This is a genomic window from Methylobacterium sp. GC_Met_3 (genome assembly GCF_026540775.1).
Lineage (GTDB): Bacteria > Pseudomonadota > Alphaproteobacteria > Rhizobiales > Beijerinckiaceae > Methylobacterium.
This window is the reverse complement of sequence record NZ_JALNUL010000081.1, coordinates 1-11740: the sequence shown is the minus strand read 5'-3', so window position 1 is coordinate 11740 and position 11740 is coordinate 1. Positions and strand designations below refer to the sequence as shown.

At 62.0% G+C, this 11740-nt stretch carries 15 protein-coding genes and 1 tRNA gene; 11 read left to right on the top strand and 5 right to left on the bottom strand.

The window, feature by feature from the left end; all coding sequences use genetic code 11:
• Window positions 1-602: hypothetical protein (locus tag OXS27_RS30330; protein ID WP_267361315.1), on the top strand; the 602-nt coding region annotated here is incomplete at its 5' end.
• Window positions 603-809: 207 nt separating this feature from the next.
• On the opposite strand, the gene OXS27_RS30325 is transcribed toward OXS27_RS30330, so the two are convergent.
• Window positions 810-1025 carry a hypothetical protein gene (locus OXS27_RS30325; RefSeq protein ID WP_267361313.1) on the bottom strand — a complete coding sequence of 72 codons (216 nt, stop codon included), beginning with the start codon at window positions 1023-1025 and terminating at the stop codon, window positions 810-812.
• A gap of 199 nt (window positions 1026-1224) precedes the next feature.
• Between OXS27_RS30325 and OXS27_RS30320 the strand changes: the two genes are divergently transcribed.
• The 5 genes from OXS27_RS30320 to OXS27_RS30300 all read left to right on the top strand — a co-directional run bounded on the left by OXS27_RS30320 (window position 1225) and on the right by OXS27_RS30300 (window position 4142).
• Window positions 1225-1488, top strand: a complete 264-nt coding sequence (locus OXS27_RS30320) for a hypothetical protein (RefSeq protein WP_267361311.1) — start codon at window positions 1225-1227, stop codon at window positions 1486-1488.
• Between the two features lie 628 nt (window positions 1489-2116).
• Complete coding sequence (locus tag OXS27_RS30315; RefSeq protein ID WP_267361309.1) at window positions 2117-2689, top strand: hypothetical protein; 573 nt, start codon at window positions 2117-2119, stop codon at window positions 2687-2689.
• On the top strand, window positions 2686-2937 hold the full coding sequence (locus tag OXS27_RS30310) for a hypothetical protein (protein ID WP_267361307.1): 252 nt from the start codon (window positions 2686-2688) through the stop codon (window positions 2935-2937). Before OXS27_RS30315 ends, OXS27_RS30310 begins: the two co-directional genes overlap by 4 nt.
• Before the next feature lie 232 nt (window positions 2938-3169).
• Window positions 3170-3361, top strand: coding sequence for a hypothetical protein (locus OXS27_RS30305; RefSeq protein WP_267361305.1), 192 nt, complete (start codon window positions 3170-3172; stop codon window positions 3359-3361).
• 190 nt (window positions 3362-3551) lie between these two features.
• A complete protein-coding gene (locus tag OXS27_RS30300; protein ID WP_267361303.1) occupies window positions 3552-4142 on the top strand; it encodes a hypothetical protein in 591 nt (196 codons plus the stop codon).
• Between the two features lie 29 nt (window positions 4143-4171).
• On the opposite strand, the gene OXS27_RS30295 is transcribed toward OXS27_RS30300, so the two are convergent.
• Window positions 4172-4363 carry a hypothetical protein gene (locus OXS27_RS30295; RefSeq protein ID WP_267361302.1) on the bottom strand — a complete coding sequence of 64 codons (192 nt, stop codon included), beginning with the start codon at window positions 4361-4363 and terminating at the stop codon, window positions 4172-4174.
• 92 nt (window positions 4364-4455) lie between these two features.
• On the opposite strand from OXS27_RS30295, the gene OXS27_RS30290 reads away from it, so the two are divergent.
• From OXS27_RS30290 to OXS27_RS30280, 3 genes are all read left to right on the top strand, one after another.
• On the top strand, window positions 4456-4698 hold the full coding sequence (locus OXS27_RS30290; protein ID WP_267361300.1) for a hypothetical protein: 243 nt from the start codon (window positions 4456-4458) through the stop codon (window positions 4696-4698).
• Entirely contained in the window at window positions 4691-7102 is a 2412-nt protein-coding gene (locus OXS27_RS30285) for a hypothetical protein (protein ID WP_267361298.1), read from the top strand. The genes OXS27_RS30290 and OXS27_RS30285 overlap by 8 nt, the downstream gene beginning before the upstream one ends.
• 850 nt (window positions 7103-7952) lie before the next feature.
• The gene (locus tag OXS27_RS30280) at window positions 7953-8333 is read left to right on the top strand and encodes a hypothetical protein (protein ID WP_267361296.1); all 381 of its coding nucleotides are present in this window, start codon (window positions 7953-7955) and stop codon (window positions 8331-8333) included.
• A gap of 272 nt (window positions 8334-8605) precedes the next feature.
• On the opposite strand, the gene OXS27_RS30275 is transcribed toward OXS27_RS30280, so the two are convergent.
• Together OXS27_RS30275 and OXS27_RS30270 are read right to left on the bottom strand one after the other, a co-directional pair.
• Window positions 8606-8678, bottom strand: a tRNA-Ile gene (locus tag OXS27_RS30275).
• Window positions 8679-8818: 140 nt separating this feature from the next.
• On the bottom strand, window positions 8819-9223 hold the full coding sequence (locus tag OXS27_RS30270; RefSeq protein ID WP_267361294.1) for a flagellar biosynthesis repressor FlbT: 405 nt from the start codon (window positions 9221-9223) through the stop codon (window positions 8819-8821).
• A 170-nt stretch (window positions 9224-9393) separates the two neighbouring features.
• Here OXS27_RS30270 and OXS27_RS30265 point away from each other — a divergent pair, with 170 nt between their 5' ends.
• Window positions 9394-10497, top strand: coding sequence for a flagellin (locus tag OXS27_RS30265; RefSeq protein WP_267361292.1), 1104 nt, complete (start codon window positions 9394-9396; stop codon window positions 10495-10497).
• Between the two features lie 239 nt (window positions 10498-10736).
• Here OXS27_RS30265 and OXS27_RS30260 read toward each other — a convergent pair whose 3' ends face one another.
• The gene (locus tag OXS27_RS30260; RefSeq protein WP_267361290.1) at window positions 10737-10997 is read right to left on the bottom strand and encodes a hypothetical protein; all 261 of its coding nucleotides are present in this window, start codon (window positions 10995-10997) and stop codon (window positions 10737-10739) included.
• 295 nt (window positions 10998-11292) lie between these two features.
• On the opposite strand from OXS27_RS30260, the gene OXS27_RS30255 reads away from it, so the two are divergent.
• Window positions 11293-11640, top strand: coding sequence for a hypothetical protein (locus OXS27_RS30255; protein ID WP_267361288.1), 348 nt, complete (start codon window positions 11293-11295; stop codon window positions 11638-11640).
• Window positions 11641-11740 lie beyond the last annotated feature (100 nt).

Genomic DNA, 11740 nt, shown 5'->3' with positions numbered 1-11740 from the left:
AGGCGATATCGCCCGATGCGGTGACGGCGGCAGCCGACCTGTTGAACGCCTACTTCCTGCCGATGGCCGAGCGGGTGTTCGGGGACGCCGTGATCCCGGTGGCCGAGCGCCGCGGGATGCTATTGGCACAGCATCTCCGGCAGAACCGGGTGACGGAGTTCAACGCCCGCGAGGTCCGCCGGCAGATCGGCGGCATGCTGCGTGAGGCTGCCGACATGGATGCTGCCTGCAAGCAGTTGGTCGAGGCCGGATTGATCCGGCCGCGCTTCACTCGGGCCGGCGAAGTGAAGGGCCGCAAGTCTCAGAGCTACGAGGTCAATCCGGAGGTCGTCGTCACCCGCCCTTTTGCCGGTAGCCCGGCTTCGGCGCGATCTTACCCCCCTGTGCCGATAGTGCCATTAGCGCCAATAGCCTCAAAATCTGACCTAACGGCACAAACGGCACAAACGGCACAGGGGGGTAAGATAAATTTGGACGCGCGGCAGATCGGGCCCGTACATCACCAAGCCGCAGCGGAACGACATCATCCGCGGGGTCTAGGCCAAACACTATGCTCACCTGACCGATGCGGATCGGAAGGAAGCTGCGAAGCGTGCGGCTGAGATGCTGGTCGAAAAGATCCCTCGGGAAACGCTGCTCAAACTCATCCCGAGACTGAAGCACGTGCCAGCCGGCGATATCGCTATCGCCATGGGAGACGTGCAGGAAGCTCGAAAGGGACAAAAGGCGCTTCGGCGGTCGAGTTGAAGTGCCGGATCCAAAATTTCGGCTAGGGGGACGCAGGTGCTGACCGGGACGTTATCCGGCTTCTACGCGCCTAGCATCGCGCTGCCGCTCTCGGCCTGCGCAATGGCTTCCAGATGGTCGACCGCAACCGGCTTCATCTCGTGGTCGAGGACGCTTACCGTCCAGCCTTGTCGGACCAAGCGGCCTTGCTGCTCATAAGCCACCCAGGCCGAAGCGCAGTGTAGGGACTTCCGCGCCCGGCCTTTCAGTGCCGCGTCGACTTTATAGGTGTGCTGCACGTGCGCCTCCTACTCAGTTCTAAGCCAACCCTGGCATCGACCCTTGCACCCGGCATCAATCCCGGCTGTTCGGATGTGCATGCGCACATTCCGAGAGGTGAGTTAACACATGATTAACCATAGCGACTGATTGTAATAATCGGGGCTCGTCAATTGCATTGGAGCATTTCGAAGCCCGCAAGTTCCGAGGCATATTCTGATGTCGGACGAGTTCACTCCCTTTTGGACGTTGCTTGCAGCTGCTGAAAACCAGCTTCAGTGGGGCACTGAGCCCGACACGATGGAAGCGACGGCGCGCGCCCTCGCTAAACGGCGGCCCGGTAGCATCGTCGCTGAAAGCCTGATCGAGCGGGCGGATTACCTCAGGATGATGCGTTGTCAGTCCACAACGGCAAGAGCCGAGTTCTTGGGGATCAACATCCCGCACACCGGCCCAGCACAGGCATCGGCACTGATCAGGTAATTTATACTGCGGCAGAACGACTCGGTCCAGACGTAACAAAACATAACAGCGAACAACTAGGCACAACGGCGAACGACGGCGGACGGTTGGTCCGTGCAAGTCGTCTATTTGCAATTGGATCTTAAAGCACAACACATCTCGGGTCATCACTTGCACACGGAGTGCGCCCGAGATGTCCGCCGACCGTATCGAGTTCTCCGAACCTGTCCGCTTCAGGGCCGAGCCCGGCCTGAACCATGCCGTTGCTCGCGCCGCCCGTCAGGCTCGTACTTCATCCGCCGAGTGGATGCGCCGCGCGCTGCGCGATCGCCTTGCCGCTGACGGTGTAGCTCTACCCTCCCTTGACGGCGACGGGTCCCGTACCCCGCCGGCCGCTCCCGCCCTCGCTCGTGCAGCTTGAGGGAGACCGGCATGCACCACGTCAACATCCGCCACAACAATCACGACGGTAACGTCGCACCGCACGTCAGCTTGGGTCGCAGCTACATCGACCGTCTTCCGGTGACGGCTCCGGCCGAAGCCCGGACTACCGCACAGATCATAGTGGACCGCGACCTCGCTCAGGCCGAGCGGAAGTCCTTGGAGGCCTCTCGGTCCGACGTGCTGGTGAAACGGCTCGGTCGAGGATTTGCTCGCCCTCGACACCCGCATCGCGTTGACGAAGGCCAAGCAGGATCAGGCAGAGGCGCAGCACGCCGCCGCCGTGATCGCCGAGGCCGATGCGAAGGCCGAGAACGAGGCCGAGCAGGCCCGCTGCAAAGCCCTGCGCAAAGCCGGCATGAAGGCCAGCACCGAGGCCGGCAAGCTTGCCGAGCGGTACGTCACGGTGGCCCAGGAGATGGCCTCGCTGCTCGGTCAACTGCGCGAGCAGGAGCGGATTATAGCCGAGGCTAATCGTTGCCTGCCTGACGGTGCTGAGCCCGTGCCGCCTGGCGAACCATTCAACGGCACCGTAGGCACCCCCAGCCACTACGAGACGCAATACGACGTCGTGCGGGTGAACCCCGATGGTTCGCGGGCTGGCGTCACTAGCGCTCCCGGCAAGCTGGTCGAGAAGCGGATCCCCAAACAGGTCTGCATCCCCGCCACGCCTAGCACTCCGCACACCCCCCTGAGCGGTCGCCCTTACTTGCCCGGCCTCGGTACCAATGCGTCGCCGATCTGGGGTGCCCGTCACTACATCAACGGAGAAGCCCGATGAGCATCGAACGAGGCAATGCCGGCGAGCACACCGCCTTCTGGCGCCGTGTCCTCAACAAGCCCGAGCCAGTGACCACTGAGCGCAAGCCGACCCAGGCTGAACGCCTCGCGGCCTGGTCGGCGCAGAACCGCCAGAACGAGGCCAAGGCCACTCAGACCCGCGCGGCCGTCGCGACTCCCGGTGTCACCTACACGGTCGGCGCCGAGCGCTTCGCAATGGACGGCACCCGCTGGAAGCGCGTCGCCTGAACGGAATTGCGTGGGCCAGACCCGCAAGGGCCTCCTTCACCCGCGCCATTGAGGGCGATGCAGCTAGCCCAACAGCGACAAGCCAGCCTGTCCCTTGCCTCGAATGCCATGGACCCGGGGATCCAAAGGCCGGCGCAGCTGCACCCCGTCGACCAAGCGACGGACCATCGGAGATCGCGGCGGTGTAGTGGCCTGCTGCGGTCTCCTCACCATCGCTAGCCGGAGAGCCGTCATGGCAGCCAAGAAGCCCGACACCACCACGCAGCCCAACGTGCCGGTCATCGAGACCACGCCTGTCGATCATGGTGACGCTCACGGCATCGGCAATGTCGAGCAGGCGCCGATCCGGCCTGATCTCCTGCACGAGACGGCCGCTGAGGCCGAGGCCCGCTGGCTGGCGTGGCGATTGGCAGGGATGCGGTGAGCGACCTTCCCTCACCGCCAGAGGGTGGGACCCACAGACCAACCAGGCCAAATTAGGGTTGTAAAGTTTACTCTAGGTTCTTCCCCATGGTGACCACCCCCGAGGGTCCGCGAGAGATCGATGAGTCTGCCGACGCCGACCCTCAAAACCCCGCAACACGCAACGCCGAGCGCAACAGGCATCACTCAACATGGCAACGACTGAAACCCGATCAGCCTTCGCCCGCCGCCATGGTGTGAACCGTTCGACGGTCGGCCGCTGGGAAGCCAAGGGCAGCATCGTTCTGACGGTCGACGGGCTGGTGAACGTCGAGGCGTCGGAGCAGCTGCTGGGCGGCCGAGCGGAAACCTACCGCGGTGGCAAGGCTAAGGGCCCGAGCGCGCAGACGGCTCGCCAGGAGTTCTCTCCAGTTCAGGAAAAAACCTCAACCGCTGATCCGCTCGCGCTGGCGCACGCCGGCCTCGCCGAGGTGATCCGCGCTATCGGTCCCTATGCCGCCCGGATGGCGGTGGAGTTCGGCGCACCGCTGCAGACGGCCTACGGGCTAGACCAAGCTGTCTCTGTCGAGGTGGACGGGATCGCGGCCCGGTTCCTGGCTCGGCACGGTCACTCGGCCACCGCGAACGGCTACGGCACGCTGGAGAGCCTGGGCCTCGATTTCGTGGATCCGGACTGGGCGACTCTGGCCAAGGCAGCAGGAGAGCCACTCGACCTCGAAGCACTCGATGCCTGGTTCAACCTGACCCACTACTGGCGGATGTTGCCCGAGGCTGCGGTATGAACAGCCAGCCTAAATCACGGCCGATCGTGTCAGTCGCGGCTTGTGCCGACACCCCGACGGTGCGGCGGTTGTTTGATCGTCTCCGGGGCCAGGCTGGCTACGCCGTAGATCGGATCGCCGCCGGTCCGCAGCGCCCGCCGGCGGCGCTGCAGGGCGACCACGCCCACCATCACGACCGCGATCATGAAGACCGCGAACACGATCAACCGCCAATCGTCCATCGTAGCGCCCCCCTGCTTTGTATCGATGGGATCAGTGTAGCGCGGCGCATGCGTAGTTCGCCCAGGTGCGGCAACTGGGCGGAGCTTTCGGCATGACCTGCGTCACTGAAGTCGCTGACTACTTGCTCAGCACCAGCATCGGCGACACCGAGGCGGCGTGGAAGGCTGAGGTCAAGGAGACCGTTGCCAGCCGCTGGCCGGATGTCACGGCGGCTGAACTGACCGCGGCCTTCGAGATCGTGATGCTGGAGACCGGCACCGCGCTGCTGCGAGCGACCACCGATCAACTGAATGCCGGCGCGCTGGCAACCCACAGGAGCCCCGCGGATGGCTGATGAAGTTTTGAGGATGCAGGCGGAGGTCCAGGATCGATTTTCTGGACCTCTGAAGGCCCTCCGTGCTCAGTTGCTCGACACCGGCCGTGAAGGTGCCAAGCACGGCGAGGCTTTAGCCAAAGGCCTAGGCAAGGCCGAGGCCGCCGCCCAGGCAACCGCCGCGACGGCGAAGACCGTGTTGAACCCGGCGCTGGCCGCGATCGGCGTCACAGGCCTCGGGGCTGGCGCGGCGGTGAGCGGCATCGTCTCGGCGCTGAACTCGCTCGGGAGCAACCTGTCAGGGCTCGGCGCACTCAGCCGCGAAACCTCGATGGCTGCCGATCAGCTGCGCGTCTTCCAGAGCGTGGCCGGCAAGTTCGGCATATCGAGTGACGCTTCTTCTGCGGCTGCAAAGACCTTCTCCGAGAACATGCGCGACATTCGGCGCGGTGCCGGCGAGATCTCCGGCTTTCTTCAGTCGCAGAACACCGTTATCGCGCAGTACTATCAGAAGCTACGCGGCACGAAGGACAACGATCAGGCAAATAAGATCGCCGAGGATATGCTGGAGCATGTCCCAAACCCGGTTGACCGAGCACGGTTGGCTGCGCGGATCTATGGCAATGCGGACCTCGGCCGGATCGGCGACGGCTCTCGCGGCCCGATCGCCGACCTAAACCGCACCACCGAGCAAAAGCTTGGGCCCTTGGATCCGAAGACCCTCGAAAGCGCGGAAAGATACGAGCGGGCGTTGGGTGACCTGCGCTCGTCCATGTCCCGGGTCGGAGATAGCATCGCCATCGAGTTGTTGGGTCCGGCCGAGCGCTTCACGACTTGGGTTGATGAGGTCGTCGCCGGGAAGCGAGGCGATGTCACCTCCGGGTTGCGCGAGGGCATCCGCGGCATCAAAACCGAGTTGGAGGCGATCAACTGGAAGCAGTTCGGGGACGACAGCCTCGCAGCGCTGCGCGAGACCACGGCACTTGTCGGCAGCATGGCCAAGGGTTTCCACGATGTCGCCGAGGCCATCCATAGCCTGCGCGAAGGCAAGTACGCCGACGCGCTCGCCCGGGCCGACAGCGCCTCCGGGCCGGTGCTGCCGGGCAAGGAAGCTGGTGCCGATGGACCGCTGCGGCGTCGCCTAGCCCCGCGGGTTGGTGACGACGAGATCGCGGCCAAACAGAACGTGTCCGACCTTCGGCGTCTGCTCGATGCCTCGAAGGAGGCCGGCGACCACCTCATAGGCCGCGCTCAGCAGCGGATGGGCCTCATTGAGGCGCCGGAAGCCGTCCAGAAGAAACTGCAGGATGCCGAGGCCGAGTTGGCGCGGCTCCAGTCCCGCACGCCTGAGCAGCGGCAGAAGGATTTTGAGACCTCGACCGAGCGCCTACGCAAGTCGGTCGATGGCTTGTCGGAACAGCTGAAGCAGCAGCAGAACGGCAAGGAGGCGACCGCGCAGAAATCGAGCCTGGACGCAGACGAGCTGTTCGGTGGGGCTCGGGTCCAGGCGGCCTCTCTGGGCGGCGCCAGGATCTACGGTGGCCCTGCAGGCAACGGTCCTATCCCTGAGGCACAGCGTGATGCCGCCCGGGAGAGTTTCCGGCGCTACCTGATGCAGCGCGTGCCAGGCTACACCGGCGGTAGCACTGTGCCGACGTTGCCGGACGGGACGATCCCCGGTCTCGGCTACAAGCCCGGCTCCGGCGGCACGCCTCGGTTGCCTGGGCTTGGGCGAGGCGGTTCAATCCCGGGGATCCCGGACTCGGTGCCGATGTCGGCGGACGAGCGCAACACGCTCGGGCTCATCATGCGGTACGAGAGCCACGGCCAGAACACGATGAACTACGTGGGACGGCAGCAGGGGCTCAGCCCGTTGGCGGCCAAGGGCTATACCGCCCAGGGCTACTACCAGATGCTGAACTCGAACTGGCGCCGGATCGCGCCGGGTCTGGGGATCACGGCGCCCAACGCGATGTCCGGCAGCCTGGAGGAGCAGACCCGCGTGGCGCTCCACCTCCTGCGGAACGGTGGCGTCCGCAACTGGTCGAACTACAACCCGGCGCTTCGAGGCGCACTGGCCCGGGGCGAGCGGGCGCCGATCGGTGGCGTCCCTAAGCTTGCCGCAGGCCGCCCGGCGGGCATGCCACGCCCTGAAGTCGCCCAGGCCGACGGTGAAGGCTGGGCAGCCCGGGAGAGGGCAAGGAAGTCGTTCGAGACGATGCAGCAGGGCGAGGGCCGCCTCGATGCTGCCGCCGGTCGTGCCGGTGTCGTCGGTGGCCCGCACATCGAGAACAACGGCTCAGTGAGCGTCGTCGTGCAGCGGCCAGGACCGGACACGAACGTCCGCACCTCTGCGTCCGGCAACCTGTTCAAGGACGTGGTGCTGAGCCGGGGGCGTACGATGGCGCCGGCCGGGAGCACGTGACGCTGTGCAGCTCGCAGATTATGGGCAGCGGGAACAGTCTGGACGATCTCGGGTCTACCGTACATTCCTCCAATGAGACCACCTTCAGCCCGCCCGGCACAGCGCCGCGGCGGGCTTCTTTGTGGGTCGAGCCGGCAACCTGTTCCGCGACGTGGTGCAGAACCACGGGCGGTAGAGGGCAAAGGCGGATGGGGGGTGAGCGGAAGCCGCCGGCGAGATTACGGGTCGGCTTCCTTCGACTGCTCACGGTCAAGCCCGACCGGTGGCCCTGGGCGCGTCGCACTCTCGATGATCGCGTCCCAAGACTTGCCCTTAGCCCTCAGGAACTCAATCGATGGACCGTGCTCGTTGCCGTAAACCCTGATCGTCCGCTCTCGGATGCGGCTTCGGTACGGCTCAGGCGTCAGAGCCTTGAACCGTGTCGATAAACGCAGGCGCTTCGCATGGATGGCGCGAGCGATGGTCTCAGCGGACGCACCGTCCTGGCGCATCTGGACAGCGCGCTCCTCAAGGCGGCGCACGGCCTGTTCGTAGCTAGCTCGTAGGTCCATCGCCTCGTGTAGCGCATCCCGGCAGGATAGCCGCCGGGATGGCGGTGTCGAGATATCCGGTAAGATTGAGGGAGGAGCAAAACTCCACAGGCCAATGCAAGATCCATGGATCTAGTCTTCGCAACGGCCGTAAACTTGCGCAAAGGTTAACGTCAGCGTATTAAAGAAAACGGCCGGGCTTGACTGCCCGACCGTTGCAACCACCGGATCAACGGCGGCTTTAGTGCTCACACGCTTTCTGTTGCACGCGGACGTCTCTGCGTCAACCCGCCTAGACCGGTATATCAGACGAGATCGATATGCCGCACGAAGTGTTCTTTTTAGAGATCATCACGAAAAACGACCTTGAGGATACGGGAAGCCTGAAAGCAAGGATCGTCACCAACATGAAGTGCTGGTGCAAGCCGGGATTTCACGCAAAGCGCCTGCTCAAGTTTGTTCTAGTTACACCTGAAACGCTCGATCAGCTTTTTGATCGGCTTCGGCCGATGCTGGAAGGCTTGAAGGACTCAGGCAGCATCGAGCGGTTCGCCCTGCATCCTGCTCCGAGCGCTGTTGTCACTGACCACGGTAAGCTTGATGCGCTTGCTCACTGGCTCCGGGCTGGGCAAGTTGAGGCCGCCGAGCACAACAAGCCCCAGCGCCTGCGCCACCTTGAGCGGCGGCAGCGTCGGGTCTGAGTCTCGGTACCAAATCTCGTAAGCAGCACAGTTGTCCAGGTGCCGATCGAACCGCGTGGTGCGCGGGAGGCGCCTGAGCAGCCTGACGACCTTCAGCGCAAGTGACATCCCATCGCCTCGCGTTCCTCTGGTAGCTGGGGATGATGCAGCGTCTATGCCTGCTTGAACAGTCCGTCCACATCAGGGTTGCGACAGCCAAGGCGGCGCCGTCATCGAGAGCGTTGTACCGCGCAGCCTTCAGCACCTCGTCCACGAGGCGGTTAGCGCGGAGGTGGGCCCGGCAGGACTCGAACCTGCAACCAGACCGTTATGAGCGGTCGGCTCTAACCATTGAGCTACAGGCCCAGGCGTCTCGACAGCTCCTCATGCCTTGAGAGCGCAATTAACCAGCCGAGCCCGCACAATGGCAATCAATAGCGGGCAGGCGTGAGGCGCCGTTGCGCTCTAAAGCGCTGTTTTATAGAACTAGGTGGCGCTGGAGAAGACTATTTAACACTGCGTCGCAGAAAATCTCTATCAAGGCAACCTTGCTCATAAGCAAGAAGCTCTTGCCCGTATTTAATTGCTTTGTAGAACTGGCCGCTTTGAACTTCATTTTGGATTTTTAGAAGATATGGAACTGTTTCTATGTCAGACATCATTATCCGGCGGGCAAATTCATAAAACATTTGTATTTTGTCTTGGGGATTGTCTATCAAATATATATCCTGGAGTAGAAAGCACAACTTTTTGCAGTCTGTATCTAGATCATCCTGGCTGATGATATCGGAACCACGGAGCAGCTTGCATTGCGTTTCCACCAAAAACGCAGACGGCCGATCGCTGTTCAGGATGGATGCGCCGTTTATGATTAGGCGCTCCAGCGGCTTCAGAGCGATACGCAGCGGCATGGTGACGGACCTCAATTTCTCAATTCAAGACACCTTGGTCATCAGTCGTTAACGATCTTCTAACGCCTGCCGCCGCTCAGCAATCAGTTTAAGGTATCGGCAAGGGGTGGGCCCTAAAAGCGTATTTATTGCCAATAAGGCAGTAGATAGCGCCCAGAAGGATCGCTCGAATGTCCAGCTACGATATTACCTTGTCGTCTGCGACCCGCCAGAACCTGCTTTCGCTGCAGGATACCGCTGCTCTTGCGTCAACAAACCAGAACCGCCTCGCGACCGGCAAGAAGGTCAATTCAGCACTCGATAATCCCGTAAATTTCTTCACGTCACAGTCGCTGACCTCGCGCTCGTCCGATCTGAGCTCGCTGCTTGACGGCATTTCGAACGGCGTTCAGGCTATTCAGGCCGCGAACCAAGGCATCACCTCGATCCAAAAGCTGGTAGATCAGGCAAAGTCGATCGGGTCTCAGGCCCTTGCCAGCAAAAATAACACCACAACTGGTGAGGCAGCCGCCGCGTACACCGTTTCAACGACGGCGAAAACTGTAGAGTTCACGGTGGATGGGGCCACTAAGACTGCAAACATAGCGGCCAATGCGACTGCTGCTGACGCGGTCGCCGCACTCAACACCGCAGCTGGAACTACGCTGTTCAGCAATGACTCTGGAACAGTCAAGGTGAATGGCACCGGCGGCCTCGCGTTTGCAGATGCTGAGGGTGCGAAGTTGGGGTTCGCCGCAAGCAACGCAGATTTGACCGTTGAGGACAAGACTCGCACGGCCCTTGTCGCGCAGTTCAACTCCTTGAGGGGGCAGATCGATCAGCTTGCTAATGACGCTAGCTACAACGGCATCAATCTGATCAACAGTGATGCAAGCTCGAATAAGCTGCATGTTTCGTTCAACGAAAAAGACTCGTCCAGCCTTGATGTCGCTGGCGTCGACCTGTCGTCGACAGGGCTCGGTATTGCATCAGCCACCAGCTTCCAGAGTGACACCGACGTCAATACGGCAATCGGCCAATTGACGACAGCCAGCAACACGCTTCGCGCGCAGTCTTCGACTTTCGGCTCAAACCTTACGGTTGTGCAGAACAGGCAGGATTTTTCGAAGCAGCTTATCAATATTCTTCAGACCGGATCCGATAATCTGACGAATGCTGACATGAACGCAGAAGCTGCTAACTCGCAGGCCTTGTCGACCCGCCAGTCGCTTGGCGTCTCGGCTTTGTCTCTCGCCAACACGGCACAGCAGGGCGTCCTCCAGCTGCTTCGGTAAGTTTCACCGCGACCGAATGAGTGGCGGCCGGTTCTCCGGCCGCCTTTTTGCGTTTCTAGAACTTGAAATGCATTTTTACTATGACTCTGGTTTGTAATCGGTCTTTTAAATCAAGCTTTTTATCGACAAAGCTCTCTGAGATTGCTCTTGTGATCTGAATTAGTACCGTCCCTAGCATGGCAGTGTTGCAATCCGGCGTGAATGCCAAATTGCTCTCCGAAAAATTTTGAGCATCTCCGTCAGTGCTGAAACTTCGGCTTAACGCCCGCGAACGATGCGATGCCGTCGGCCTCAATCACGGCAGCGAAAGCCTCGAAGGCATCGATCTCGGTGGCAAAGCGTTCGTGCCACCGGGTGCAGCTGCCGTTCTGATCGACAACTTCCAGGCGCCAAAGCTCCTGCGTTCCGGCAGTCCGGTAAATCTCAACCTCGACCCGGATCCCATCGCGGCTGAAATAGCCGGACAATCCTGAGTGCTCGAATTCGCAGTCCTCTTCCATGCCGATCGGCTCAGGACCGCTTGGCCTTCAAGGCTTCCTCGACGAGCCGGCGGATGGCTTCAGAGCGCCCAGGTCGATCAGGCTGCTGATCGGACCAAGCGTCGATCTCAGCACGCATTTCGGGCGACAGTCGAATTGAGGTCGCGGGATCCTTGCCAGTGGCAGGACGCCCTCGCTTTTTAGGTGTGACCTCAATTGACATCAGCATCCTATAAAGGTACGACATAAAACGGGCCGGAGCAAGGTTGCAGCCTCTCCCCAGCCCTAACCGTGCAACGTCTGGGATCTACGTCACATGGCTATCCACCACCTTACACCGCCCTTCAGCGGCGGTGAACGCCCGCGCTTGCCTTCAGCAGAGGTAGGACCGGTCACACAGGCCATTCGCGCAATGCGGGCCGATGCAAGCGCCAACTTGGCGCCCGCGTTCACCCACGGCATCCGCACCCTGTCCCGCATCGAAATCGAGGATCTGATCGGCGGCCTGATCGACCTCCTCGACGCCATGGACGGCGACACGGACCGGGAGCCCGATACCGACCGCGAACCCGACGTGGATCGTGAACCCGCCGAGCAGGACGGCTGCGCGGCCGAGTGGACCGGTCGGGGTGCTCACTACTTCAACAGCGGGAGGGTGGCATGAACGCGCCCAGTTCCCAGCCTGACCTCAGCATCACGCTGCTGCGCTTTGAGGAGCCGCTGTTGGATATCCAGCGGCTCGGGAAGCTAATCCGCCACCTAGG

Excerpts from the sequence above, each read along its gene's own strand:
- OXS27_RS30265 (WP_267361292.1), top strand. The coding sequence starts at position 9,394 with ATGTCCAGCTACGATATTACCTTGTCGTCTGCGACCCGCCAGAACCTG.
- OXS27_RS30290 (WP_267361300.1), top strand. The coding sequence starts at position 4,456 with ATGACCTGCGTCACTGAAGTCGCTGACTACTTGCTCAGCACCAGCATC.
- OXS27_RS30270 (WP_267361294.1), bottom strand. The coding sequence starts at position 9,223 with ATGCCGCTGCGTATCGCTCTGAAGCCGCTGGAGCGCCTAATCATAAAC.
- OXS27_RS30320 (WP_267361311.1), top strand. The coding sequence starts at position 1,225 with ATGTCGGACGAGTTCACTCCCTTTTGGACGTTGCTTGCAGCTGCTGAA.
- OXS27_RS30280 (WP_267361296.1), top strand. The coding sequence starts at position 7,953 with ATGCCGCACGAAGTGTTCTTTTTAGAGATCATCACGAAAAACGACCTT.
- OXS27_RS30295 (WP_267361302.1), bottom strand. The coding sequence starts at position 4,363 with ATGGACGATTGGCGGTTGATCGTGTTCGCGGTCTTCATGATCGCGGTC.
- OXS27_RS30285 (WP_267361298.1), top strand. The coding sequence starts at position 4,691 with ATGGCTGATGAAGTTTTGAGGATGCAGGCGGAGGTCCAGGATCGATTT.
- OXS27_RS30300 (WP_267361303.1), top strand. The coding sequence starts at position 3,552 with ATGGCAACGACTGAAACCCGATCAGCCTTCGCCCGCCGCCATGGTGTG.
- OXS27_RS30305 (WP_267361305.1), top strand. The coding sequence starts at position 3,170 with ATGGCAGCCAAGAAGCCCGACACCACCACGCAGCCCAACGTGCCGGTC.
- OXS27_RS30255 (WP_267361288.1), top strand. The coding sequence starts at position 11,293 with ATGGCTATCCACCACCTTACACCGCCCTTCAGCGGCGGTGAACGCCCG.
- OXS27_RS30310 (WP_267361307.1), top strand. The coding sequence starts at position 2,686 with ATGAGCATCGAACGAGGCAATGCCGGCGAGCACACCGCCTTCTGGCGC.
- OXS27_RS30260 (WP_267361290.1), bottom strand. The coding sequence starts at position 10,997 with ATGGAAGAGGACTGCGAATTCGAGCACTCAGGATTGTCCGGCTATTTC.